This is a genomic window from Yersinia artesiana (assembly GCF_902726545.1).
GTDB classification, from domain to species: Bacteria; Pseudomonadota; Gammaproteobacteria; order Enterobacterales; family Enterobacteriaceae; genus Yersinia; species Yersinia artesiana.
In genome coordinates this window covers 29,828-56,482 of the sequence record NZ_CACVAD010000022.1, presented here as the reverse complement: position 1 = coordinate 56,482, position 26,655 = coordinate 29,828, and the positions used below count along the sequence as shown (strand labels likewise).

The window sequence follows — 26,655 nt, the reverse complement described above, 5'->3', positions numbered from 1 at the left end:
AGAGATGACCCAGGAACAAATATCACCTCGCGGTGAACGGTTATTACCTAGCGGTGAACAAGTATTACCCAACGGCGAGTTGGTACTTCGCACCCTTGCGATGCCCGCCGATACCAATGCCAATGGCGATATTTTTGGTGGCTGGTTGATGTCGCAAATGGATATTGGCGGTGCTATTCAAGCTAAAGAGATAGCCCATGGGCGAGTGGTCACCGTGCGTGTTGATGGCATGACCTTCCTCAAGCCTGTTGCGGTGGGTGACGTGGTTTGCTGTTATGCCCGCTGCATCAAGACAGGACGCAGCTCTATTACCATCAATATTGAAGTATGGGTGAAAAAGGTCTCTTCCGAACCAATTGGTCAGCGCTACAAAGCTACTGAAGCGGTATTCACCTATGTGGCCGTTGATGATATCGGCAAAGCCCGTGCCTTACCCGAAGGTAGCCGTAACTTTGAAGTGGGTGCAACGCAATAGTTGCCATCTTGATGATGTCAAAAGGGTCGCTCCAGCAGCGACCCTTTTTATTGCAATGCGGATATTGCCGAACAGCAATATCACTGCTTTAGTCCATTTCCGTCGTACCACCAATTTTAAACACCACGGTGGTAACATAATCCTTGGCTGCAACTGCTTCAAAACGCCACTTGCGCATCACCTGTTTCACTTCACGCTCAAAGGTATTACGCGGTGTCGCCTCCAGGATACGGACATTGGTAACACGACCATTTTCGTCGATGTCATATTGCACTTTAACCTGCCCTTCAACCCCTAACGCCAAGGCCCTGGCGGGATAAGTCGGTTTCGCCTTACTCAGAGCTTTTGGCCCAGTAGATGTTGACACGCCCGGCACCGATGCTTTTGGTGCTGATTTAACCGGTGCATTAGTAGAAACCAGTGCTGGCTCCTCTGATTTAAAAGGTTTGTCATCCGGCGGTGCCACTGTCTTTTTAACATCCGGCTTTTTCACTTCCGGCTTTTTCACTTCTTTTTTCACCGGTTTCGGCTTTGGTTTGGGTTTCACCGGTTCAGGGATAGGTACAGGCACCGGTTCTGGCAGCACTTCAGGTTCGGGTGGTGCTTCTTCGATAGGCTCAGGCTCTGGTTCTGCCTGCGGCTCTGCCGCTGCTGGCTGTGGTGCCGCGAAGGTATCTATATTAACCATCGTGACCGCGATCGGCGCATCCTCTATCTCTGGCTGTATTTTCATTTGCTCTACAGATACATACAGCAATGCCGCAATTACGCTGCCATGTATACCTACTGAAAATGCGAGTGGCCACGTAAGCCGTCGACCCAAGAAAAATTTATTTAGCTGCATAATAATTCAGTGTCCTCTAATGCAGCTAAGTTTAAATGCAAATAGCAATCATATTCAATACGCAGTTGCAAACTATCTTAGCGATAGGTCTTAAATGATGCTTTAAACGGCAATATCAACCAAATAACACTTTCCATTTACGCCCAGTTATCATTTTATTTCATTATAAATTACCGGTGTATTGCCTTGAAATCGCAAATATCTCTCTTTCCACAGCTTATTGAATTTATGGGGGGAACATGGTGTTATGGAATACCGAACACAAATCAAATCGCCATATCACTGTATGACGAATAGGTGAAACATGCTGTATGTAATTTTTGCGACCGATGTGCCTGATTCACTTGAGAAGCGCTTGTCCGTGCGCCCTGCCCATCTGGCTCGCTTACAATCATTGCAAGATGAAGGCCGTTTATTGACTGCTGGCCCAAACCCGGCCATCGACAGTGCCGAACCCGGTGCTGCCGGATTCACGGGTTCAACTGTGATTGCCGAGTTTGCTTCACAGCAAGAGGCCGAGTCTTGGGCTGAACAAGACCCTTATGTTGCCGCTGGGGTATATCAATCAGTTATCGTAAAACCCTATAAGCGCGTATTTTGAATCAAAGCGATTAGGTCTGAACGTAAAAACATTCAGATTAATTATTGCCCGAACTGTCGCGGTAATGGGTTTGATCGCGGGGAGACTGATAAAATCATTGAAAAATCAGTTGAGTTTGTGCTGGATAAATACACAGATTCCGATGAAAATCATACGCCTGCCATCAGGCGTATTTGCTTTAACGTACCTTCGCCCGACCCACTAGACTTTGTAGTGTTTCAGCCAATGCTCTTCACAGGCTTCCACCGCTTTATCCAACATATGCGCAGGTGATTTCAATATCATATGGTCTTTTCTTACCCAAACAGGGTAAGTATGTTTGCCGGCAGCAATGACTTGTTCAGCATAAATAGCAGCGTGATATAGCAGCTCAGATTCTTCACAATAAATCTCATATTTATACAACGCCGGGCTGGTTTTCAAATCCCCAAAGAATACTGTTTTAGCTAATTTATATTGAGACATTAACTATAGCCTTTGCTGGAATAGGGATTATATCATCCGCTCAACCGCGCCATATAACTGTGATATTCACAGCAAAAGCCTGTCTAAGTTGATGTCCTGCCGACAAAAATGACTTTCCCTTACCAAGGAGATCTCACCTAATATTAAAATGGTCGTACTGGAGAGGAATATGGCTCACGTCTTCCAATGGGTAGGAACTGAACAAGTAACCTTGCATGGCATCAACGCCCATGTCAGCCAGTTGGCAATACTGCAAATGAGTTTCGACCCCCTCGATAACAACATTCTGGCAATGTTCACGTAAACGCGTGACCAGGTTATCAAAGGTGACACTACCTGCCCACTGCCAGTAAAAATGTTTATCAATTTTTACACACTCAAAAAAACCACTGGCTGCCGCAGCAAGGTGAGCATTACCACTACCAAAGTCATCCAACCACAGAGAATATCGTTTAGCCAGCTTACTTAATAATGCGTTCCCGGCACCATCACCGAGGTTAGGGAAACTCTCCATTATTTCCAGTCGGATAAAAGGCATTGAGTCCAACAGTGATATGACATCATCGTCATTCAATACGGCATTTGTCATATCAAAATCTATATTTATTGAGAGTATTATTTGGTGTTCAATAAACCACTTCTGCTGATTTTTGACTTCACATAATTGAGCGTGTAGCAACTTAGCCTTCGTCTGAGCATTAAGTTGATGTAAGAAGCGCTCAGTATAAATAGGCGATTTAAAAGAGGTTGTCGTAAACCGACTCAATAACTCTACAGCAAGTAACTTACCGTCATGCTGGTAAACAGGCTCACAGATAAAAGTGCAATCGACTGCAATGTTTAGTCTGCTATCCACAGTAAAATCCTTTTATTTGATTAGAACAGCAGTATTGATCAATTGATAAAATTGATCAATTTTTTATTATTGATCACTAAAAACGATAAATGATATTGACATAAAGAAATAGAATATTGAACAACTCATTGATAGATAAGAAAGTATTAGATAAGCATGATGATTATCATGTTTATCATTCAATAATCATTTATTTCATCAAGGAATGGTCGCTCCGAACAACCCTACAGTAACACCCCTGAAACTGAACGATTAGAACGAAGCAACCTAATATATAGGGTAGCGCGAACTCATTCTGATGTGAAATAAACTGCCAAAGAGCTATTCTGCCCCGTTTATTATTAATCTGAACATCAGAATCATCGCATTTTGCTAATTTAGGATAGGTGTGATTTTTCTGCGTAGAAATGCGAAATTTAAAGTGGAAAATATTATTGCCAGATTTCTAATCAATATCACTATTTTAACAATGTTATATCAATCATCCGTGCGGGAGAATGTATTGCGCAAGATATTTACAGGTGAAAAAGTAATAATCGGCATCTCCTGGTCAGGGCAAAAACAAAAACAGCCTCATAAAGAGACTGTTTTTGCCACCCTCAGCGCGCATTACCACTCATAAGCCACGGTGAACAATAGCGACCTACGATGCTGATGATCGCGGAGTTGCCGGATACCATAGATATGGCGATAACGCCGTGATTGACCTTCAAGCCAGCGACTTTTTCGCCGCTGATTTTGCCGCAACATACGCCAGCGGCCTACCTCATTCTTACTCCGTCTCATGAAGCTATTCTTCCAAAGCTGAGAACCGGACTATTATAAACTTTTCATCTGTTGCGCCAAGTCATCGTCGGACAAAAAAGTCTGTTTAACCTTAAATCGTATCGCTGCGATGTGGTCAAAACAAAAAATGCCAACTATATAGTTAAGGTCTCCTTGCAAGTCCTTTAGCTTAAAAGACTTTATCCAGTAATATATCCGATTAAAGGTTTCGCCTTTGCCATACTGTGCGTACACTCTTTAGTGACCGTTTGTGAACAGGATTTCCGCCCTTATGACAACATTTTATACCGTAATCAGTTGGCTCTCAGTTTTTGGCTATTGGTTGCTTATTGCCGGGGTCACGTTGCGTATTCTCATGAAACGCAGAGCCGTTCCTTCGGCCATGGCATGGCTGCTTGTTATCTACATTCTGCCGTTGGTGGGAATAATTGCTTATCTTTCATTCGGCGAGCTTCATCTCGGTAAACGGCGGGCGGAGCGCGCAAAAGCCATGTGGCCGTCTACCGCGCGCTGGCTCAGTGAACTGAAAGATTGCCAACATATTTTTGCCAGCTCCAACAGCGAAGTGGCAACGCCATTATTCCAACTGTGCGAACGTCGCCAGGGCATCAGCGGCGTTAAAGGCAATCAATTACAGTTACTAACCACCACTGATGACACACTAAAAGCCTTAGTCCGTGATATCGAGTTAGCGCGCCATAATATAGAAATGGTGTTTTATATCTGGCAGCCGGGCGGCTTGGTTGATCAGGTCGCTGAATCTCTTATGGCTGCGGCGCGACGCGGTGTCCATTGCCGGCTGATGCTGGACTCGGCCGGTAGCCAACAATTCTTCCGCACCCCCTATCCTGCCATGATGCGCAACGCCGGAATTGAAGTTGTTGAAGCACTTAAAGTGAATGTCTTCCGGGTATTTTTGCGCCGGATGGATTTACGCCAGCATCGTAAGGTCGTATTGATTGATAACTATGTTGCCTACACCGGCAGCATGAATATGGTCGATCCACGCTTCTTCAAGCAAGACGCCGGAGTTGGACAATGGATTGATATGATGGCGCGAATGGAAGGCCCGGTGGCGACAACCATTGGTATCGTCTATGCCTGTGACTGGGAGATTGAGACCGGTAAACGTATTCTGCCGCCACCACCAGATACCCATATCATGCCGTTCGAAGAAGAGAGCGGCCATACTATTCAGGTGATTGCCTCTGGGCCGGGCTTCCCGGAAGAGATGATCCACCAGGCGTTATTAACCGCCGTATATGCCGCACGCAAACAATTGATCATGACTACGCCGTACCTCGTGCCAAGTGATGATTTGCTGCATGCCATCTGTACCGCCGCGCAACGCGGTGTTGATGTCAGTATTATTGTTCCGCGCGATAACGACTCAATGATGGTGCGTTGGGCCAGCCGTGCCTTCTTCTCTGAATTACTCGATGCAGGGGTTAAAATTTACCAGTTTGAAGGCGGTTTATTGCACAGTAAGAGTGTTCTGGTCGATGGTCAGTTAAGTTTAGTGGGCACCGTGAACCTGGATATGCGCAGCTTATGGTTGAATTTTGAAATCACGCTGGTGATTGATGATGATGGTTTTGGCGCAGATTTGGCACAAGTTCAGGATGATTATATTGCTCGCTCGGTATTATTAGACGGCGAACAGTGGAATAAGCGTCCACTTTGGCATCGCGTAACTGAAAGATTATTCTACTTTTTCAGCCCATTCCTGTGATCAGTAGGAAAGCTAACCATTACCTCATTGTAGATTCTCTGAGTTATTCGCTTTCAATAGCATAATAATTGTAAAAGCAGCATAGAGAGTGTTTTAATGAGCGCAATCTGTAAATGACAAATGGGAATCTGCAAATGGATCTTAATAACCGCCTGACTGAAGATGAAACACTGGAACAGGCTTACGATATTTTTCTGGAACTGGCAGGTGATAACCTCGATCCAGCAGATATTTTACTGTTTAATCTTCAGTTTGAAGAGCGCGGCGGTGCTGAGTTATTTGATCCCGCCGAAGATTGGCAGGAACATGTCGATTTTGATGTAAATCCGGACTTTTTCGCCGAAGTTGTCATTGGCCTGGCGGATAATGATGGTGAAGAGATAAACGATGTGTTTGCTCGTGTTCTACTGTGCCGTGAAAAAGACCATAAACTTTGTCATATCTTGTGGAAAGAGTAACCCGCTCACTGCTCAGACCTGATGTTTATTAAACTAAAAAAATCCCCGCTTCTCTATTTTGGCGGGGATTTTTGCTATCAGGCGATCAATATTATAGCGGGTCTACTTTCAGACAAGAAACCGCGTGGCGGAAGCTGCCCTCCAATAATGGGCGGGTTTTGGCACATTCCGGCCCGGCGATGGGGCAGCGAGTACGAAAAACGCAGCCCGATGGCGGATTAATCGGTGACGGTAACTCCCCCTCAAGCAACTGAATCACTTTCGCTCTTTCTTTATCTGGGTCAGGGATAGGAACGGCCGACATCAATGCTTTGGTGTAGGGATGCTGAGGATTATGGTAAACTTCATCATAAGTACCAAGCTCTACCGCATGCCCCAGATACATCACTAATACCCGGTCAGAAATATGTTTTACCACCGCCAGATCATGCGCGATAAAAATCAGTGACAGCCCCATTTCACGCTGCAATTGCTGTAACAGGTTTACCACTTGCGCCTGAATTGATACATCCAGTGCTGATACCGGCTCATCGCAAATAACCAGTTTCGGCTCAAGGATCAACGCGCGAGCAATACCAATACGCTGGCACTGACCACCTGAAAATTCATGAGGATAGCGGTTGATTAAGTTAGGCAGTAAACCCACCTTCAGCATCATGGCTTTGACTTTATCTTTAACTTCCTGACGCGGCATTTTGGGATGATAAGTCCGCAGTGGTTCAGCAATGATTTCACCGATAGTCATTCGCGGATTTAATGATGCCAGTGGGTCCTGGAATATCATCTGAATATCGCTGCGCGTCTCACGCCACTGCGCATCACTCATGTTAAGTAAATCTTTACCTAACCATGCCACACTGCCGCCAGTCGCTTTCACCAAACCAATAATAGCGCGGGCAAACGTTGATTTACCGCAACCAGACTCACCCACTACGCCTAAGGTTTCACCTTCGTACAAACGTAAGGTAACGCCATCGACAGCTTTGAGGGTTTTTGACGGCTGCCAAAACCACTGTTTGCCATCCTGAATATCAAAATGGACTTTCAGATCAGCCACTTCTAACAATACTTTTTTATCTGTCATGGCATTCATACTAATTCCCCTACTGGCTTGTAGCAGGCACGTAAACGGCCATCACCAAAATGCTCTAATGCTGGAGCGGTGCTACAGCTCTCCATTGCATACTGGCAACGAGGCTGGAATGGGCACCCTTTCGGCAAGCGCAGTAAATTGGGTGGATTACCCGGAATAGTCATGAGAGATTCGCCTTCAGCATCAAGACGAGGAACTGCATTTAGTAGACCAATAGAATAAGGGTGACTTGGGTGATAAAACACATCCCGCGCCTGACCATATTCCATCGTTCGACCCGCATACATCACCAGAACTTTATTACAAATACCGGCGACCACCCCAAGGTCATGGGTAATCATAATGATCGCCGTATTGAACTCATTCTTAAGTTCATTCAGCAACGTCATGATTTGAGCCTGAACCGTCACATCCAGTGCTGTTGTCGGTTCATCCGCAATCAACAACTTAGGACGGCACAGCAACGCCATCGCTATCATCACGCGCTGACGCATTCCTCCTGAAAATTCATGCGGATACATACGCATACGCTTCCGCGCTTCAGGCATTTTTACCGCATCAAGCATGCGAATTGACTCTTCAAACGCCTCGCTCTTACTCATCTTTTTATGCAATTGCAGCACTTCCATAAGCTGCTCACCCACGCGCATATAAGGATTCAGGGAGGTCATTGGGTCCTGAAAGATCATCGAGATCTCTTCTGCCCGTAAGCGGTTCAACTGCTTTTCGGGTAAATTCAGGATCTCACGGCCATTAAACTTCGCCGAACCCCCGATCCGACCATTACTGGCCAGCAGCCCCATCAATGCAAATGCTGTTTGGGATTTACCTGAACCTGACTCGCCCACAATACCCAGCGTTTCACCGGCGCGTAGGTCAAAATTAAGCGCGTTTACCGCAGTCACATCACCGTCGGGTGTGCCGAATGTGACGGTCAAGTCTTTGACATCCAACAGAACGTTTTGCTGAACAGCAGACTGATTATCAATAGTCGTCATAGTGCTACTCCTCAGCGATCTTTCGGGTCGAGGGCATCACGTAAGCCATCGCCGATAAAGTTGAAACAAAACAGTGTGACCACCAAGAAACCGGCAGGAAACATCAATAACCAGGGAGAAACTTCCATCGAGTTGGCACCATCACTGAGTAATGCGCCCCAACTGCTCAGCGGCTCTTGCGTCCCTAACCCTAAGAAGCTCAGGAATGATTCAAACAAAATCATGCTAGGAACCAGCAACGAGGCGTATACCACCACCACGCCCAATACGTTTGGTACGATATGGCGCAACACAATATTACGCGTGGAAACACCGCCCACCAACGCAGCTTCGATGAACTCTTTGCGTTTCAGACTTAATGTCTGCCCACGCACAATACGCGCCATATCCAGCCAGGACACCATACCGATTGCGACAAATATCAGTAAAATATTCTGACCAAAGAAAGTCACCAGCAAAATGACGAAGAACATGAAGGGGAATGAGTTAAGGATTTCCAACAAACGCATCATTAGTGAGTCAATTTTCCCACCCAGATAGCCTGATAACGACCCATATAAGGTGCCAACCACCACAGCGACCAAGGCTGCGGCAACACCGACCATCAATGAGATGCGGCCACCAATTGCCACGCGCACCAATAAGTCACGGCCAGATGAATCAGTACCAAAGTAGTGTCCGGATTCAATATCGGGTGCTGCTGACATCATGCCCCAGTCAGTATCGGCATAGGAAAACTGCGCCAACATCGGGGCAAAAATAACAAATAAAGTAATTAACATCAGGATCACCAAACTGGTGATCGCCGCGCGGTTATGAACAAAGCGGCGGCGGGCATCCTGCCAAAGGCTACGCCCTTCAACTTCCAGTTTTTCACTGAAAACTTCCAGAGCTTCGCTATTTTTCTTGCTCAACATAATTGGCGTGCTCCAGTGCTAGTAACGGATTTTCGGATCGATAACGGCATATAACACGTCAACAATCGCATTGAATAAAATGGTTAATGCGCCTACCAAAATGGTCAGACTCAGGACCAATGAGTAATCGCGATTTAACGCTCCGTTGACAAACAGCTGTCCAATACCCGGCAAACCAAAGATGGTTTCAATAACCATTGAGCCGGTGATAATGCCAACAAATGCTGGCCCCATATAGGATAAAACAGGTAACAACGCAGGCTTTAATGCGTGACGTAATACAATCGTTCGCAGTGGCAAACCCTTGGCCCGCGCAGTACGAATAAAGTTGGAATGCAGCACTTCAATCATGGAGCCACGGGTAATACGCGCAATACTGGCGATATAAGCCAATGACAGCGCCACCATCGGCAAAATAATAAATTTCGGTGCACCACCATTCCAACCACCACCCGGCAGCCATTTTAATATAATGGCGAAAACCAGCACTAATAAGGGTGCCACAACAAAGCTCGGAATAACCACCCCGGTCATGGCAAACCCCATGACGGTATAATCCCACTTGGTATTTTGGTTCAGCGCAGCAATAACTCCGGCACTGACGCCTAAAATTACCGCCAGTAGGAATGCCGCAAGCCCCAGTTTTGCTGAAACTGGAAACGACGCTGAGACCAACTCATTGACCGTGTAGTCTTTGTATTTGAATGAAGGCCCAAGATCACCTTGTGCCAGTTGACCCAAGTAATTGAAATACTGTTTATAAACTGGATCATTGAGGTGATATTTTGCCTCAATATTCGCCATCACTTCGGGTGGAAGATTACGTTCGCCAGTGAATGGGCTGCCTGGGGCGAGACGCATCATGAAGAATGAGATGGTGATCAAAATAAAAAGTGTCGGAATTGCTTCCAGACAGCGGCGTAGAATAAATTTTAACATTGCCTGTACCTTTAGCCTTTTTGAATTATCAAGCAATAAGGGCAGCACGCAAATTAAGCGGCTGCCCTTAAGATATTAGTGCTTGATAATATAAAGATCTTTAACGTGCATATTATCCAGTGGATCTTTACCGGTATAACCACCGACATAAGGTTTCACTAAACGGGCATTCACGTAATAGAACAACGGTACAATTGCAGAGTCTTTATCCAACAGGACTTCAGCTTGTTGGTACAAGCCAGCGCGCTCTTTCTCGGTTTGAACTTTCAGCGTATCGCCAATCAGCTTATCAAACGCCGGGCTCTTATAATGCACGGTGTTGTTGCTGCTATCAGATAGCATCATGTTCAGGAATGAAGAAGGTTCGTTATAGTCAGCACACCAGCCGGCACGAGCGACATCGAAAGTCCCTTGATGGCGGGTATCCAGGAAGGTTTTCCACTCTTGGTTTTCCAGCTTAACGTCAACACCCAGGTTTTTCTTCCAGATAGATGCCGCCGCGATGGCCAGTTTCTTATGCAGGTCAGAGGTGTTGTATAACAGGTTGAATGTTAGTGGTTTATCTTTAGTGTAACCGGCTTCAGCCAGCAACTTTTTAGCCACTTCATTACGTTTTTCTTGTGTCCAACTGAACCATTCTGGCGGTGTCAACTCGGCACCACTGGTGTATGGCGGAGTGAAACCATAAGCCGGTAAATCACCCTGGTTTTTCACTTTGTTAACAATGATGTCGCGATCCATACCCAGTTTCAGGGCTTCACGGACACGGGCATCAGTGAATGGCGCTTTTTGGTTGTTGATTTCGTAGTAATAGGTGCACAGATAGGGGTCAACATGCACTTCTTGTGGGATCTCTTTTTTCAGTTTCTGGAATAATTCGATCGGCATGTTGTTATAGGTCATGTCGATTTCACCGCTGCGATAGCGGTTAACATCAGTCACTTCAGAAGAGATTGGCAGGTATGTAACTTGATTAATAACGGTCTTCGCATTATCCCAATAGGTTGGGCTGCGCTCTAATACGATACGTTCGTTAACGACCCAATCTTTCAACTTATAAGCGCCGTTACCGACAAAGTTTTGTGGTTGCGTCCACTTGTCGCCAAACTTCTCAATAACTGTTTTGTTCACTGGAGACATAGAAGGATGAGCTAACAATTTTTCCAAATAAGGAACCGGCTCACTCAACGTCACTTCTAAAGTATGGTCATCCAGAGCTTTTACACCCAAGGTATCAGGTGATTTTTTACCGGTGATAATATCGTCGATATTAGCGATATGCGCATATTGCACATAGCTTGCATAAGGAGAAACAGTTTTAGGATCAGCCAGACGCTGCCAGCTATAAACAAAATCTTGTGCCGTTACAGGGTCACCATTTGACCATTTAGCATCTTTACGAATATGGAAAGTCCATACTTTAAAGTCTTTATTGTCCCAGCTTTCCGCTGCACCGGGCAGGATCTTGCCGTTAGGATCATTAATAACCAACCCTTCTAACAGATCACGAGAGATATTTGATTCAGGTACACCTTCGATTTTATGTGGGTCTAATGACTGAGGCTCGGAACCATTATTGCGAACTAAAACTTGCTTCTCCGCCAGTTGTACGCCTGCGGGTACATTGGCTGCAAAAGTATTGCCTACAACCGTCATTCCCAAGGCAGCCACAATGCCTGCGGCCAGGAGACTTTTTTTCGTGATGTTGGTCATGCTTATATCTACTCCAGTTTTTATTATTGCATCGCCCTATCGTCAGGCGAGCTTCACCTTTAAAAGGTATTTGTCAATTACATCGCACGGGGAACGAATCCGGCCATGTAATACCCTATATGTATTAACATCAGACGAAAATTCGTACTGTGTTATACATCCCTACTACCCTGTTTGTTTTCCTAAATACTTTATGACACGACTTCTTACTGCTAACCACTTTTTCACTACTGTAACTGACGAATATAAAGATTTTTTAAATCAATCAAATCTTGTGGATCTTTACCGCTATATCCACCCACGGTAGGCCTAATAAGCCGCACACTGACACGGTAATATACCGGCACCATCGCTGAATCTTTGTCCAATAAATTCTCTGCTTGTTGGTACAAAGCGGTACGTGCTTTGACATCAGGTGCTGCCAACGTTTTGGCTAATAACGCATCAAACTCTGGGTTTTTATAGAAGAAGGTATTATTGCTGCTATCTGATAGCAACATATTGAGGAATGCTGTTGGTTCGTTGTAATCGCCACACCAGGTTGCTCTGGCAACATCAAACTGGCCCTGATGGCGACTTTCTAATGATGTTTTCCATTCCTGATTCTGCAAGGTAACAGTAGCACCGAGATTTTTTTGCCACATGGATGCCGCCGCAATAGCTTGTTGTTTATTTTGATCTGAGGTGTTGTAGAGCAAATTAAACTTTAATGGGTTTTCAGCATTAAAACCGGCTTCAGCAAGTAATTTCTTCGCCTCGGCATTCCGTTTTTCCTGTGGCCAACTAGCCCATTCAGGTAAAACAAAATTTGCGCCCTCGGTAAATGTTGGGGTAAAGCCATAAGCAGGTATCTGCCCTTGCCCCATAATTTTGGTGGCGATAATGTCGCGATCGAGCGTTAACTTAATCGCTGTCCTGACTCTTGCATCAGTGAACGGCGCTTTTTCATTATTAATTTCGTAATAAAAAGTGCAAAGATATGGGCTGACATGAACCTGTGCTGGCAGGTCTTTTTTCATTTTGGCAAACAGATTAGGAGGAATGGCGCTGTTAGTAATATCAATTTCACCACTACGATAGCGATTAATATCACTCACTTCAGAACTGATCGGCAAGAAAGTCGCTTTATTGATGACTGTTTCTTTATTATTCCAATAAGTCGGACTGCGTTCGAGCACAATACGCTCATTAACCACCCAGTCTTTTAATTTATAAGCGCCATTACCGACAAAGTTTTGTGGCAGCGTCCATTTATCACCATATTTTTCAACGATATCACGCTTCACCGGCTTCATTGAGGTATGTGATAACATGCTAATAAAGTAAGGGACAGGTTCGGTCAGCGTAACTTGTAAGGTTTTGGCATCTAATGCTTTTACCCCTAGCTCATCCGGCTTTTTGACACCTTTTAGTACCGCGTCAACATTCTCAATTTGCGCATACTGCAAATAACTGGCGTAGGGAGAACCTATTTTAGGATTGGCCAAACGCTGCCAGCTATAAACAAAATCCTGCGCCGTAACGGGTGTACCATCACTCCACACTGCGTCATCACGCAGATGGAAAGTCCAGACTTTATAGCCGTCATTATCCCAGTGACTTGCAACGGCTGGGATGATATGACCATTAGCATCATTACTCACCAGCCCTTCCAGCAGATTCATAATAATATTGGTTTCAGGATTGCCCTCGACCTTATGTGGGTCTAAAGAGGCAACTTCGGAACCATTATTAATAGTAATACTCTGATCTAGCGCTAATTCTACGCCCGGAGGAATCGCTGCTGCCATTGTTCCAGCCGAAAAAGACAAACCCAAGATAGTGCCAATTATTGCCAGTGGTCGCTGTTTTAACTTTATTTGCATTTCTAACCGCCCTTTTATGAGACTTGTGATGTTTTTCTCAAGGTTTTGCGTCAATCTGCCGCCAACAACGACTAGCAATAACTATTCCAAAAATAAAAATTACGCGTCAGTTTCATTGAAAAAACAAGAAATCTCTCGTTGCAGAGGTGTCCGGAAACTAACAGAAGCCGAAAACTGACGCCAATAATTTTTACAGAAATGTTAAGCAATTCTCTTTTTTAATGAGGTGATAACGATAGTAACTCACTGTATTAGCATTCAAGTCAAGATGTAATGCTTTGAATTTATTGGTTATATATAATAACGTTTTTAACTTCACATCAAAAAATATGTTCAATAACAGCAATAAGAAACATAAAGTTAACATTTTTACTGTTACCAGAATAAACACCTGTTCATTGCAATGTAATCACTAATAACATCTAGATAAATTCAGCACAAGCCCCACAGAATGATGTGAGCATTTTAACAACAAATAGCGTATTTAATTTAATCGGAAGGTTAATCAGCTATTTATTAAAGGCGAACAAATAGGCCTTAAGCCAAATTATTTGTGCAGAGCAACTATTAATGCAGCATTTGAGTGCAATAGATTAAAGTTCATTCATTATTTGCACCAAAATAACGCTTGATGACTTGAATATCATGCTAATGGCAAGAAAAAGACCACCGGTAATAGACTGGTGGCCTCTCAACTGTGATGAACGGGGAGCTATTGATTAATAGTCTAATGCAGGTTAAAGCAAACCAGGGAAAATAGCTTTGATACCAGTCACTATGAATTCGATACCCAATGCCATCAGCAACAAACCCATAATACGTGTAATAACGTTAATACCGGTTTGACCGAGTAATCGCACCAATAGCGGTGCAGCCCGGAACAATAACCAACAACAGAATGCAAAAAGCGCAATCGCGACAGTTAACCCCAGCAAGTTCTGCCAACTGTGATAGCGAGAACTCCAAACGATAGTTGAACTAATCGCACCCGGCCCGGCCATCAAGGGCAATGCCAATGGGACGACGCCAATACTTTCGCGCACCGCAGTTTCTGTTTTTTCCTGCTTGTTCTGCTTATCTTCACCAAGCTTGCCGCTGATCATTGACATGGCAATACTCACCACCAAGATCCCACCAGCAATACGGAATGAATCAATAGAAATACCAAATATTTTCAGGATGGCATCGCCAAGGAACAGAGAAATCCATAAAATAATCGCCACTGACAGGTTGGCTGTCAGGTTAGTTTTATCCCGCCCTGCCGCTGCCTGATAGCTGGTCATACTGATAAATACCGGCAAAATACCCACCGGATTCACCAGCGCAAATAAGCCAACAAAAAACTTGATGTAACCTGAAAGGTCCAACAGAGATTGACTCACACATCACTCCGCGAAATTGCTCGTAAATACATCACAGATATCAGGTCATTAAACTAAATGCCCGAGACAACACATCTTACGGCTAAGCGAGGTAAATTTGCAGTGCAAATAATGATGTCATCAGTACCGCTCAGATCTTCACGACCCAACTGCCTGACAAAACAGTTCTTTTCACTGAAAATCACCCTTAGGACATCCCCCAGTAGATGTGCGCGCTAATGTAATAGAATTAGTCATAGGAATCCATGGAATAAACCAGCATTTATGCATGGTCAATTATTATCCGCTAAAATAACTATTATTGTTAATATCCTGTGGTGTTAATGATGATTTAACGTCATGATTTATCGTTTCATTTGCGCTAATGATAATTACTCTCAACTAATAATTGCTGAATGGTGTCAGCTTAACGATTTTGTGATTTAAATCACGAAAAACATACCTAAGAATAGTTAAGCTCAGAGCCGTGGTAGAAAGTCACTCTGTTGGAAAATAGAGTATCAGGGTTGAAAATAGGCCGTTTTCCCCCACTTTATTCCTAGTGACCCTAAAGCTCTTTCAGTAAATCAGCGGTAAGCAATGAGAAAGTAGGCTATAAAAACTATCTCTAATTGACAGTACAGCACGGCTTAGCCTGTCTATACTAGAGGCTTCAACAGCTCATTTACTAAAAGAGTTTAACATTATCAGGAGAGCATTATGGCTGTAACGAATGTCGCTGAACTTAACGAGCTAGTAGCACGCGTCAAGAAAGCCCAGCGCGAGTATGCCAACTTCACTCAAGAGCAGGTTGATAAAATCTTCCGTGCCGCAGCTCTGGCTGCAGCAGATGCCCGTATTCCTCTGGCTAAATTAGCTGTAGAAGAATCAGGCATGGGTATTGTGGAAGACAAAGTGATCAAAAACCACTTTGCTTCTGAATACATTTACAATGCTTACAAAGATGAAAAGACTTGTGGCATTTTAGAAGAAGATAAAACCTTTGGTACTATCACTATCGCTGAACCTATCGGTTTGATTTGCGGTATCGTGCCAACAACTAACCCAACCTCTACCGCTATCTTCAAAGCATTGATTAGCCTGAAGACCCGTAACGGTATCGTATTCTCTCCACATCCACGTGCAAAAGACGCAACCAATAAAGCCGCAGATATCGTGCTGCAAGCCGCTATCGCCGCAGGTGCGCCAGCAGATATTATTGGTTGGATTGATGCGCCGACAGTTGAGTTGTCTAACCAACTGATGCATCACCCAGACATTAACCTGATTCTGGCGACCGGTGGCCCAGGCATGGTTAAAGCAGCTTACAGTTCAGGTAAGCCAGCTATCGGTGTTGGTGCAGGTAACACGCCAGTTGTTGTTGATGAAACAGCAGATATCAAACGTGTTGTCGCCTCAATTTTGATGTCTAAAACCTTTGATAACGGCGTAATCTGTGCGTCAGAGCAGTCAATCATTGTGGTTGACTCAGTTTATGATGCTGTCCGTGAGCGTTTCGCTTCCCACGGTGGTTATCTGTTACAAGGTAAGGAACTGAAAGCTGTTCAGGATATCATCCTGAAAAACGGTGGCCTGAATGCGGCTATCGTGGGTCAGCCAGCACCTAAAATTGCTGAAATGGCCGGCATCAAAGTTCCTGCTAATACCAAGATTCTTATCGGCGAAGTTAAAGTTGTTGATGAATCAGAGCCATTCGCTCACGAAAAACTGTCTCCTACTTTGGCGATGTATCGTGCGAAGAGCTTCGAAGACGCAGTTGAAAAAGCAGAAAAACTGGTGGAAATGGGCGGTATCGGCCATACATCTTGCCTGTATACAGACCAGGATAATCAGCCAGCGCGCGTTAAGTATTTCGGCGATAAAATGAAAACCGCCCGAATCTTAATCAACACGCCTGCCTCTCATGGTGGTATCGGTGACCTGTATAACTTCAAAGTAGCGCCATCTCTGACGCTGGGTTGCGGTTCTTGGGGTGGTAACTCCATCTCTGAAAACGTCGGTCCGAAACACTTGATCAACAAGAAAACTGTGGCTAAGCGAGCAGAAAACATGTTGTGGCATAAACTCCCGAAATCTATTTACTTCCGCCGTGGCTCCCTGCCTATCGCGTTGGAAGAAGTGGCAACTGACGGTGCAAAACGTGCCTTCATCGTGACTGACCGCTACCTGTTCAACAACGGTTATGCCGATCAAATCACCAGCGTACTAAAATCTCACGGTATTGAAACTGAAGTCTTCTTCGAAGTTGAAGCAGACCCTACCCTGAGCATCGTACGTAAAGGTGCAGAGCAGATGAACTCCTTCAAACCAGACGTGATCATCGCGCTGGGTGGTGGTTCACCGATGGATGCTGCCAAAATCATGTGGGTGATGTACGAACATCCTGAAACTCATTTCGAAGAACTGGCATTGCGCTTTATGGATATCCGTAAACGTATTTACAAGTTCCCGAAAATGGGCGTGAAAGCGAAAATGGTCGCCGTCACCACCACATCAGGTACCGGTTCAGAAGTCACACCATTCGCCGTTGTGACCGACGATGCGACTGGCCAGAAATATCCATTGGCTGACTATGCATTGACACCAGATATGGCAATCGTTGATGCCAACCTGGTTATGAATATGCCTAAGTCACTGTGTGCCTTCGGTGGTTTGGACGCAGTAACCCATGCTCTGGAAGCCTATGTTTCTGTATTGGCAAACGAATACTCTGACGGTCAGGCTCTGCAAGCGCTGAAACTGCTGAAAGAATTCTTGCCAGCCAGTTATCACGAAGGGGCAAAAAATCCGGTTGCACGTGAACGTGTTCACAATGCCGCGACCATTGCGGGTATCGCTTTTGCTAACGCCTTCTTGGGTGTCTGCCACTCAATGGCCCATAAACTGGGTTCTGAGTTCCACATCCCACACGGCCTGGCAAACGCCATGTTGATTTCTAACGTTATTCGCTATAACGCGAACGACAACCCAACCAAACAGACTGCTTTCAGCCAGTATGACCGCCCACAAGCGCGCCGTCGTTATGCTGAAATTGCAGACCATCTGGGTCTGAGTGCTCCGGGCGACCGTACTGCACAGAAAATCCAGAAACTGCTGGCTTGGTTAGATGAAATCAAAGCTGATTTGGGCATCCCGGCATCAATTCGTGAAGCTGGCGTGCAAGAAGCAGACTTCCTGGCTAAAGTAGACAAACTGTCTGAAGATGCATTCGATGACCAGTGTACCGGTGCTAACCCACGTTACCCACTGATCTCTGAGCTGAAACAGATCTTGATGGATACTTACTACGGCCGTGAATTTAGCGAAGAGCTTGACCGTGCAGAAGTTGCTGTAGCAGCTCCAGCACCAAAAGTTGAGAAAAAAGCTAAGAAGTAATCTCTATCTTGGTGAGTAACCTTAGCTACGGATGAGGTTACTCACAAAAAGATATAACCCCCGACAATCGTTGGGGGTTTCTTTTTATAGCATCATTCAAGTCAATCTCCCCCCCTCACCAATCACCTTTACGTATGGCTCCTCAATGCACCATAGCGGCGATTTATTTCTCCCCTTACCTCATCACACCTCTCACGAGATAAATTAGCACTGCCCCGTCAATGGCGATTTACAGCGGGATAATAAGGAATGAACGTGCAGCGGGCACGCTAACTTAAGTGTTCAGTCAAAAATATAACCTTTAGAGATGCTTGCACTGCAGATAAGCGCTACCGATGGGGCTGTAGGGTTCTATTCGGCATTAATATCATAAAAGGCAAAACTACCCCACAGTATGAATAAAACAGCCAGTGAGGTGTTCTGTTGCTAATTAGGGGTATTTAAGGATATTGCTGGAGACAAGCCGCTTTAATAGCTTCTTTATAATGGCGGCGACAAACCGAAACGTAGCTTTCATTCCCACCAATGACCACTTGTTCACCATCGTGTACTGCTCGACCCTGTGCATCCAAACGTAACACCATGTTTGCTTTGCGCCCGCAATGACAAATGGTCTTTAGCTCGACTAATTTATCAGCCCATGACAACAAGTATTTACTGCCAGGGAATAACTCACCAAGGAAATCAGTGCGCAGGCCGTAACACAGCACAGGGATATGCAATTCATCTACTACCTGGCACAATTCCTGAACCTGATCTTTGGTCAGAAACTGGCACTCATCAAGTAAAATACAATGAACCGGTTTTTCCTGATGTTCCGCGGCGATAATAGATAATAATGATGTGCCGCTATTGTAAAGCAGAGCTTGCGAAGACAGGCCAATACGCGAACTGACCGTGCCGACCCCAAAGCGATTATCAATCTCGGCGGTAAACACCAGTGTACGCATACCTCGCTCTTGGTAGTTATAAGAAGACTGCAATAGCGCGGTAGATTTGCCTGCATTCATTGCTGAATAATAAAAATAAAGTTGAGCCATGGGCCCGTAACTCCAATGGTCTAATAAATGGTCACATTGACAATGTGCACGCAGTTTATCATAAATTCAGAGTTTTCGCGGGGGAGACTGCTTCCCGTATATTACTGTTTTCTATATTAAGTAATGATACTGACAGAACTATCATGTTAAATGCTTCTCTATTATTAGGCGCATTACATGACTCATTTCACAATATTGGTACACTAAAAGGATTACTGCTTGAACATTAACCAGGTTAGAACGATATGAAAGCAATAGTGTTTGATATGTAGGCCGCACGATTGGTTCATTAATGATATGGGTAATGTGCTCTCATGATTAATTCGTAAAATAGTGATAACAAATATTGCCCAATCTGACAAAGCTTGAAAATCCTCTTTTTTTACACAATATGTCATCGCGGCTATATCAATATCGCACTGCGCTTGTATGTTCAGTTATTGTGCCCCTCAACATGAGAAGTAGCGTATTTTTGCTTTATTGATATAAAGCAAACTTATAACTTAGTGAGAGAATCATGTTAGCGAGTAGGATCATTAGCGAGTAAAACGAAGATTTACGTTAAAAACAGCTCAGATAATAACAAGAGTCTTGCGTTTATTAGTAGCAAGCAGCAACTTTTCACTAATAAAATACGTAAATTCGAGTATGCTAATCAAATTGGCTATTGCAGAAATTAAAATAGCACTCTATTATTATCCAGACGCCCCCCCACCAATTATAATTTGAGACCAGGACAATGAGCGAAGCGTTAAAGATTCTTAACAACATCCGTACTCTGCGTGCACAAGCACGTGAATGCACTCTTGAAACTTTAGAAGAAATGCTTGAGAAACTCGAAGTGGTCGTTAACGAACGCCGCGAAGAAGACTCTCAGGCACAAGCAGAGATCGAAGAACGCACACGTAAATTACAGCAATACCGTGAAATGCTTATTGCCGACGGTATTGATCCAAATGAACTGCTAAATACCATGGCAGCTGCTAAAGCCGCTACTGGTAAATCAAAACGTGCTGCACGCCCTGCTAAATATCAGTACACAGACGAAAATGGCGATGTTAAAACCTGGACTGGCCAAGGCCGTACTCCAGCTGTAATCAAGAAAGCCATTGAAGAGCAAGGTAAATCACTGGATGATTTCCTGCTGTAATCGCGATAGTTAATTAACTGTTGTGATAAAAATACCCTCCTATTATATGGGGGGTATTTTTTTGCCCTGTTTTAAAAAGCTAAAACTTGACGACATCCCGCTGAATTATCCTATCCCCAAAATTGATAAACAACAGTCAATCTGAACATATCATTCCCAATAAATAACGTGCTGTTACCACTATCACCGAGTGTCGATAAGAATGCTCTGCTAATTTATAACAATACAATAATCGATATAACAGCCAAATCGACACCCTTGTTTTGTGATATAAAGTAAATTCAGTGGCAAACCACGGTGGCTGAATCCTGCGGGGATTAGAGTTGGCGACAAAACAAAAACTAATTTAATTTTGCACCCAACACATAAAACCATCTTTATCACTTAACGCGCACGATTAATCGAATCACCACGACCAATCCCGTAATAAGTAAAACCTCGGCTATTTAAGCGTTCGGGATCGTACAAATTACGCCCATCAAAAATAACCGGATGCTTGAGGCGAGACTTGATCATATCAAAATCGGGCGCCCTAAAACTCTGCCATTCGGTACAAATAATCAAAGCATCAGCACCTTGTAATGCTGACTCCTTTGTACCCATTAATCTTAAGTCATCTCTGGCACCATAAATTCGCTGTGCTTCATCCATCGCCTCTGGATCATAAGCTTGAATAGTTACCCCTGCTTTCCACAAAGCCTCCATTAAAATACGGCTTGGGGCCTCTCGCATATCATCTGTATTGGGTTTGAATGCTAATCCCCAGAGAGCCAATGTTTTCCCAGCCAGTTGTGAATCAAAATGATGCTGAATAAATTCGACCAATTTAAATTTCTGCTCATTATTGACTCGTTCGACAGCCTGCAGCAGTTGTGGCTGATAGCCACAACTTTCAGCTGTACGAATTAACGCCTGAATATCTTTGGGGAAACAAGAGCCACCATAGCCACAACCGGAGTAAATAAAATGGTAGCCAATGCGCGAATCAGAACCAATACCTTGTCGCACCTTTTCGATATCTGCCCCAAGACATTCAGCGATATTAGCAATCTCATTCATAAAGCTGATTTTAGTTGCCAACATGCCATTTGCAGCATATTTCGTCAGCTCAGCACTACGGATATCCATAATTAACATCCGGTCATGATTTCGATTAAATGGTTCGTATAGTTCACTAATTAAATCGATGACGCTGTTATCATCTGTATCAATACCGATAACGATACGCTCAGGTCGTTTGCAGTCAGCAACCGCTGCCCCTTCTTTTAGAAATTCAGGGTTTGAAACGACATTGAAAGCTATTTGCTTCCCGCGTTGCTGTAGAACAGTTTGAATCCTTTGCTGCACTTTTTCCGCAGTCCCTACAGGCACGGTTGATTTATCAATAATGACTTTCGGAGTATCCATATAGTTAGCAATGGTACTGGCAACTTCAAGGACATATTGCAGATCTGCGGCACCGTCCTCATCAGGAGGAGTACCTACGGCAATAAATTGAATAGCACCATGCTTCACCCCTTCTGCTGCATCCGTAGAAAATCGGAGTCTACCCTCATCGTAATTTTCTTTTACCAACGGCGCTAATCCAGGTTCGAAAATAGCGATACGGCCGTTCTGTAGGTCAGCAACTTTGTTCTCATCAATATCTATGCACAGAACATCATGGCCAACTTCTGCCAAGACTGCAGCCTGGACTAGCCCTACATAACCAATGCCAAAAACCGTAACTTTCATTCGATCAGTCCTCGAGTTTATATTCAATAAGGAGCGTGCTGCTGACCATTATCAAGAACTAACCTTAATTTAGCCTGAGGTGACACATCTTATTGCCTGCGAACAATAAAGCAGGTTGAAAAACTTTAGAAACAAGTAAGGAAGAAAGTATATCAACCGATAATTAGGACATCTCGGCTGCACACATCGATTGAAACAAATTAGGCTTATTTCACAGATTCGTTATAGAACCATTTGTATTAGGATAGACATTGCAGATAACAAATGCGGTAATAGATTAGTTAAGCAAATACTTTATTCAGTCATTAACTTACAATAAAACCTATTCATCAGTTGAAAGCATCAAGCGTAAACGGCTACCTCCCCCCCAAACCTGGCACTGCCATGCATCACAACGTTGGCTAATTTGATTTAAATGAGTGGTTTTTAACGTACCTAAAGGCACACCATTACTCAGTTGAATCTGATTTTTTCCGGCGTTGACATTGGCATGCAAACCCGCAGAAACAAGAATCAGATTTTGATACTCGACATGGTAATAGCCCACCAGCAAAGGAAACTGGCCCTCCAAATGAGTACGTCTTAAGAGTTGGTTCAATTGTTCGAGTAGAGATGACATCTGTGGTAAACGATGTTGTTGATGAGCCAAATGCTCCTGGAGGATCCCGTTGAATAACACTCTTAACAGTAACGCCGCCAAAATGCCGTTATCTCCTGCCCGCGTGACATCCAGGCAGTAAAAGGCTAAATCTTTGTCTGACAGCGCAGCAATATCCAATACTAGCCCTGGTTTCTCAACCATGGTTAATTGACGATAATTTATACGGCAACGTGCAAGCGTTTGCTGGGCGGGTGGTTGTAGCTGTTTTAATAACTGAGCGGCGTCATAAGGGTTCTTACGCAACGCCTCCCAATCTTGAATAAGTTCATTTTCTTCAATGGCATGTGAGGTGAACAATGCGGGGTAAAGACAAGCAAGTACAGCTTCACGTAAGCGATTTAGATCGCCAATCGGCTTCAGCAAAACATCCTTTACCCCCAGGCGTAAGACTTGAGCGATATCCGTCATTTTATCGGTGGCAGATATGACTAAAACTGGCACCTTCACCCCTTGAATCAGTAGACGCTCGACAAACTCTATCCCCCCCATCACCGGCATCGCCAGATCGCAAAGTATTAAGTCAGGAACCTGAATTTTTAGCTGTTGCAGGGCTACCTGCCCATTTTCTGCTTGGTGAATTGTCGCGCCGAGTGACTCTAAGAATCCCGCAAGAACTGAGCGGAAAACGGTTTCATCCTCAACGACTAAAATATTTTTACCTGCTAATGGTTTTTCCATGCACTGCTTCTCTTACTAACCTTAATGGTAATAGTGGCTCAAAATGATTGTTTGTGCTTGTCAGAAATTGTTATGCGCTGTTTTACAAACACCAACTTGTGCTATCGGTGCCTGATCAGGTGATATAATTGTTCTTCACACTTCTCTACGGCTAATTGCCCCGCAGCAATGGCTTCATCCGCACGATGAAAATCCAACATAGATATTTGTGGACAATAAGGTTGAATGAGAACATCAGGAGGATCGCCAGCCATGCGATTACGTTTCAACCGGTTTTCTAATACTTGAATCGAAGTAGACATTATTTCCATGGCACTGGGCGCATTCTTCGTCGGGTTGTTAGAGGATAAGTTCGTTATTCGTGCCCTTAAACGCCCGCGCCAACTATCCGGCATATCTGCAGGTTTGTCCTCAAGAGGTGCTTGAGCGGAAAGAATTTCTTGCTGAATGAGATGTGCATCATGCTGCAAATCAACCGCAATAACCCTATCTGCTCCCATTGCTCTGGCCAAAGAGATTGGAACCGGGTTAACTACTGCGCCATCAACCAGCCAATACCCTCCAAACCATACCGGTGAGAATAGGCCGGGCATACTGCATGATGCCCTGATTGCTTGCTTAATATCACCCTCAGTAAGCCACAGCTCCCGCCCGGTAGTTAAATTTGTCACCACAGATCCGAAAGGTAATACACAATCGGCAATGTCCTGTACTTCGATTATTTCGTTTACAGCATTAAAAACCCGTTCCCCGCGTAATAATCCACTGCGCCGCCACGAAAAATCCATCAAACGGATAACATCCCAGTATTTAAATGAACGCACCCAGCGCTCCATGGCATCCAGATGATCACTCGCGTAGGCGGCGCCGACCAATGAGCCGACTGAACATCCAGCGACAACATCAATCTCGACGCCCATCTTTTTCAGCGCGTTAATGACACCAATGTGCGCCCATCCTTTTGCAGCCCCAGCGCCCAGTGCCAGTCCAATTTTACTTTTTCTCATTGTTTTTCATCCATATCTAACCCAATTTGGCACTGTTTCTCATCTTCACAAATCAAATAACGTAATGTCACATACAGACTGTCAATATAGTTCACATAAATTTGGCTGTAGTTAAGAAGTAAGATGTATATATCGTTCTCTTTGCAGCCTTACTTATAAGACTATAGTGAATATTCATACTTCTGGCATTCTGATACAAATGTTTTACATTTCCTGACTAAGATATAGGTTTCGGCCCAAAGGGGGTACTATGAATATTGAAATTTGCCAAGCCGACCTATTTATTCCTGAGCTTCTTACATTAATGACTCAATTAGATGCGCATCAATCTGCACTATACCCCTGTGGAAATCATCATGCGGAATCTCTCGAAAGTTTGGCTCAGATAGAAACATTCGTTTATGTTGCTAAATGTGAAGAAAATATTATTGGATGCGCTATTCTGACAATGCCCAAGACGCCGTACCCTGAAGTTAAGCGCGTTTTTGTCAGCTCGGATTATCGAGGATATGGGGTTGTTTCATGGTTAATGACCGCACTACCACACCAAGCTAATATATTAAATTTAAAGAATATTTACCTGGAAACGGGAGTGTGTCAGCCTGATGCGATAAAGTTATATCAACGGATTAGGTTTTGAATTAACATCTCAATTTGGCCGCGATGAATATGACCCATTAAGTGTGTATATGATGAAATCGTTAGTTCCAGTTATCTGAATAACTGTTAAAAGGCATATGCATAAGTTGATACACAGTTAATTATGGATTTTAAGTTTTATTATTTTCAAAACAAATAGAAAGCAAAATAGCCACCATGATGGTAGCTATTTAGAGTTAATATTCAGGATGACGTAAATAAAAAGATAAAATAGCGTCTAATATTAAACTCGGAAAACAGTTTGTTGTATATTATGCAGCTAGGTACCGACCTCTTCTTGATGGGTACAGCACGCCTACCCACAAACTGAATTACGTCCAGAATATTGTGAAGACTGACGAGTTAATAGCGAGACGATTAACCGTTGATGGTACCAAATGAGACGCTCATTTTTTCGAACATTGCGATGACTTTATTGATCAGTTTCATGGGTTGCTCCTGTAAATATCTTTATTTTTATGTGATACACATCACAGTTATAAAGTTACGCCGAAATGAAACGCCGGTCAAGTATTTTTGTGAGCAATGTCACAAATCTTTTCGTCACCATACTCAGGTTGCAAGACCATCCGCTTTGAACCTCAACACATGATTAGGTAAGATAGCCCTCATATTCGCAACAATTGATTTTCCCGGCTCTGATTGACGGCTCACAGGCAACGAGTGGTTATCACGGCATCGTAATTATTTGGAGAAATTTTGTCAGAACAGTGTCCTTGCGGCAGCACACATGAATATCAAAGGTGTTGTGAACCTTATATTCTGGGTACCGAAGTTGCGGCCAAACCAGCCATATTGATGCGTTCACGTTATAGTGCCTACGTAAAAAAGAATGTGGATTATCTCATCGCAACCTGGCATCCCGATTGCCACGCCGAAGAATGGCGCGCTGGAATTATTCAAAGTTTTGGTAATACCACATGGCAGGGATTAACCGTTATTGCTGAAATGGCTGGGGATCATGATAATGAGGCCTTTGTTGAGTTCATTGCCCGTTTTAAAGATACAAATAGCACTCAGGTTAGCGCAATGCATGAACGTTCCCGCTTCCTTCGTATAAAAGAACACTGGTACTATATTGACGGAATCCGGCCATCTGTAGGTAGAAATGATGCCTGCCCATGTGGATCTGGAAAAAAATATAAGAAATGCTGCGGGCGCTAACAGTAGAATCGTTCTATTACTGACCGTACCATCGAACGTTTACATAACATCAAGTCATGCTA

At 44.1% G+C, this 26,655-nt stretch carries 25 protein-coding genes; 10 read left to right on the top strand and 15 right to left on the bottom strand.

Annotated elements, in window-relative coordinates; translation table 11 throughout:
* Positions 1-4 precede the first annotated feature (4 nt).
* The gene (gene yciA / locus HU019_RS09555) at positions 5-475 is read left to right on the top strand and encodes an acyl-CoA thioester hydrolase YciA (protein ID WP_077174767.1); all 471 of its coding nucleotides are present in this window, start codon (positions 5-7) and stop codon (positions 473-475) included.
* 88 nt (positions 476-563) lie between these two features.
* Here yciA and tonB read toward each other — a convergent pair whose 3' ends face one another.
* Positions 564-1,319, bottom strand: coding sequence for a TonB system transport protein TonB (gene tonB / locus HU019_RS09550; RefSeq protein ID WP_174849613.1), 756 nt, complete (start codon positions 1,317-1,319; stop codon positions 564-566).
* A gap of 304 nt (positions 1,320-1,623) precedes the next feature.
* Between tonB and HU019_RS09545 the strand changes: the two genes are divergently transcribed.
* Both HU019_RS09545 and HU019_RS09540 read left to right on the top strand, forming a co-directional pair.
* On the top strand, positions 1,624-1,920 hold the full coding sequence (locus tag HU019_RS09545) for a YciI family protein (protein ID WP_174849612.1): 297 nt from the start codon (positions 1,624-1,626) through the stop codon (positions 1,918-1,920).
* Between the two features lie 9 nt (positions 1,921-1,929).
* A complete protein-coding gene (locus HU019_RS09540; RefSeq protein ID WP_174849634.1) occupies positions 1,930-2,193 on the top strand; it encodes a zf-TFIIB domain-containing protein in 264 nt (87 codons plus the stop codon).
* Here the strand turns inward: HU019_RS09540 and HU019_RS09535 are convergent.
* Both HU019_RS09535 and HU019_RS09530 read right to left on the bottom strand, forming a co-directional pair.
* Positions 2,122-2,385, bottom strand: coding sequence for a hypothetical protein (locus HU019_RS09535; protein WP_174849611.1), 264 nt, complete (start codon positions 2,383-2,385; stop codon positions 2,122-2,124). The genes HU019_RS09540 and HU019_RS09535 overlap by 72 nt on opposite strands.
* A 133-nt stretch (positions 2,386-2,518) precedes the next feature.
* Positions 2,519-3,241 (bottom strand): EAL domain-containing protein, encoded by a 723-nt coding sequence (locus HU019_RS09530; protein WP_174849610.1) that lies wholly within the window; start codon positions 3,239-3,241, stop codon positions 2,519-2,521.
* Between the two features lie 421 nt (positions 3,242-3,662).
* Between HU019_RS09530 and HU019_RS09525 the strand changes: the two genes are divergently transcribed.
* Complete coding sequence (locus HU019_RS09525) at positions 3,663-3,863, top strand: hypothetical protein (protein ID WP_174850482.1); 201 nt, start codon at positions 3,663-3,665, stop codon at positions 3,861-3,863.
* Here HU019_RS09525 and HU019_RS09520 read toward each other — a convergent pair.
* The gene (locus HU019_RS09520) at positions 3,851-4,027 is read right to left on the bottom strand and encodes a YciY family protein (protein ID WP_174849609.1); all 177 of its coding nucleotides are present in this window, start codon (positions 4,025-4,027) and stop codon (positions 3,851-3,853) included. The two genes, HU019_RS09525 and HU019_RS09520, sit on opposite strands and share 13 nt — an antisense overlap.
* Before the next feature lie 271 nt (positions 4,028-4,298).
* Here HU019_RS09520 and cls point away from each other — a divergent pair, with 271 nt between their 5' ends.
* Together cls and HU019_RS09510 are read left to right on the top strand one after the other, a co-directional pair.
* Positions 4,299-5,759, top strand: a complete 1,461-nt coding sequence (cls, locus tag HU019_RS09515) for a cardiolipin synthase (protein WP_011816416.1) — start codon at positions 4,299-4,301, stop codon at positions 5,757-5,759.
* A gap of 128 nt (positions 5,760-5,887) precedes the next feature.
* Positions 5,888-6,217 (top strand): HI1450 family dsDNA-mimic protein, encoded by a 330-nt coding sequence (locus tag HU019_RS09510; protein ID WP_217450908.1) that lies wholly within the window; start codon positions 5,888-5,890, stop codon positions 6,215-6,217.
* A gap of 91 nt (positions 6,218-6,308) precedes the next feature.
* Here the strand turns inward: HU019_RS09510 and oppF are convergent, their stop codons facing one another.
* From oppF to HU019_RS09475, 7 genes are all read right to left on the bottom strand, one after another.
* Complete coding sequence (gene oppF, locus HU019_RS09505; protein WP_174849608.1) at positions 6,309-7,310, bottom strand: murein tripeptide/oligopeptide ABC transporter ATP binding protein OppF; 1,002 nt, start codon at positions 7,308-7,310, stop codon at positions 6,309-6,311.
* Positions 7,307-8,308, bottom strand: coding sequence for an ABC transporter ATP-binding protein (gene oppD, locus HU019_RS09500; RefSeq protein ID WP_005164169.1), 1,002 nt, complete (start codon positions 8,306-8,308; stop codon positions 7,307-7,309). Before oppD ends, oppF begins: the two co-directional genes overlap by 4 nt.
* Before the next feature lie 11 nt (positions 8,309-8,319).
* Positions 8,320-9,228: an oligopeptide ABC transporter permease OppC gene (gene oppC / locus HU019_RS09495; RefSeq protein WP_174849632.1), complete on the bottom strand. Its 909-nt coding sequence runs from the start codon at positions 9,226-9,228 to the stop codon at positions 8,320-8,322.
* A 15-nt stretch (positions 9,229-9,243) separates the two neighbouring features.
* Positions 9,244-10,164, bottom strand: coding sequence for an oligopeptide ABC transporter permease OppB (oppB, locus tag HU019_RS09490; protein ID WP_005164166.1), 921 nt, complete (start codon positions 10,162-10,164; stop codon positions 9,244-9,246).
* 75 nt (positions 10,165-10,239) lie between these two features.
* The gene (oppA, locus tag HU019_RS09485) at positions 10,240-11,877 is read right to left on the bottom strand and encodes an oligopeptide ABC transporter substrate-binding protein OppA (RefSeq protein WP_077174771.1); all 1,638 of its coding nucleotides are present in this window, start codon (positions 11,875-11,877) and stop codon (positions 10,240-10,242) included.
* A 227-nt stretch (positions 11,878-12,104) separates the two neighbouring features.
* Positions 12,105-13,742, bottom strand: coding sequence for an ABC transporter substrate-binding protein (locus HU019_RS09480; protein ID WP_174849607.1), 1,638 nt, complete (start codon positions 13,740-13,742; stop codon positions 12,105-12,107).
* A gap of 737 nt (positions 13,743-14,479) precedes the next feature.
* Complete coding sequence (locus tag HU019_RS09475; protein ID WP_004708395.1) at positions 14,480-15,124, bottom strand: YchE family NAAT transporter; 645 nt, start codon at positions 15,122-15,124, stop codon at positions 14,480-14,482.
* 699 nt (positions 15,125-15,823) lie between these two features.
* Here HU019_RS09475 and adhE point away from each other — a divergent pair.
* The gene (gene adhE / locus HU019_RS09470) at positions 15,824-18,499 is read left to right on the top strand and encodes a bifunctional acetaldehyde-CoA/alcohol dehydrogenase (protein WP_174849606.1); all 2,676 of its coding nucleotides are present in this window, start codon (positions 15,824-15,826) and stop codon (positions 18,497-18,499) included.
* A gap of 440 nt (positions 18,500-18,939) precedes the next feature.
* Here the strand turns inward: adhE and HU019_RS09465 are convergent, their stop codons facing one another.
* The gene (locus tag HU019_RS09465) at positions 18,940-19,539 is read right to left on the bottom strand and encodes a thymidine kinase (RefSeq protein ID WP_174849605.1); all 600 of its coding nucleotides are present in this window, start codon (positions 19,537-19,539) and stop codon (positions 18,940-18,942) included.
* Positions 19,540-20,278: 739 nt separating this feature from the next.
* Here HU019_RS09465 and hns point away from each other — a divergent pair.
* Positions 20,279-20,689 (top strand): histone-like nucleoid-structuring protein H-NS, encoded by a 411-nt coding sequence (gene hns / locus HU019_RS09460; RefSeq protein ID WP_004708400.1) that lies wholly within the window; start codon positions 20,279-20,281, stop codon positions 20,687-20,689.
* Positions 20,690-21,073: 384 nt separating this feature from the next.
* Here the strand turns inward: hns and HU019_RS09455 are convergent, their stop codons facing one another.
* The 3 genes from HU019_RS09455 to rssA all read right to left on the bottom strand — a co-directional run bounded on the left by HU019_RS09455 (position 21,074) and on the right by rssA (position 24,769).
* On the bottom strand, positions 21,074-22,423 hold the full coding sequence (locus HU019_RS09455) for a UDP-glucose dehydrogenase family protein (protein ID WP_174849604.1): 1,350 nt from the start codon (positions 22,421-22,423) through the stop codon (positions 21,074-21,076).
* 322 nt (positions 22,424-22,745) lie between these two features.
* Positions 22,746-23,762 (bottom strand): two-component system response regulator RssB, encoded by a 1,017-nt coding sequence (gene rssB, locus HU019_RS09450; RefSeq protein WP_174849603.1) that lies wholly within the window; start codon positions 23,760-23,762, stop codon positions 22,746-22,748.
* A 101-nt stretch (positions 23,763-23,863) separates the two neighbouring features.
* A complete protein-coding gene (gene rssA, locus HU019_RS09445; protein WP_174849602.1) occupies positions 23,864-24,769 on the bottom strand; it encodes a patatin-like phospholipase RssA in 906 nt (301 codons plus the stop codon).
* A 250-nt stretch (positions 24,770-25,019) separates the two neighbouring features.
* Between rssA and HU019_RS09440 the strand changes: the two genes are divergently transcribed.
* Positions 25,020-25,409, top strand: coding sequence for a GNAT family N-acetyltransferase (locus HU019_RS09440; RefSeq protein WP_320407014.1), 390 nt, complete (start codon positions 25,020-25,022; stop codon positions 25,407-25,409).
* A 719-nt stretch (positions 25,410-26,128) separates the two neighbouring features.
* The gene (locus HU019_RS09435) at positions 26,129-26,593 is read left to right on the top strand and encodes a YchJ family protein (RefSeq protein WP_174849601.1); all 465 of its coding nucleotides are present in this window, start codon (positions 26,129-26,131) and stop codon (positions 26,591-26,593) included.
* Positions 26,594-26,655: the final 62 nt, after the last annotated feature.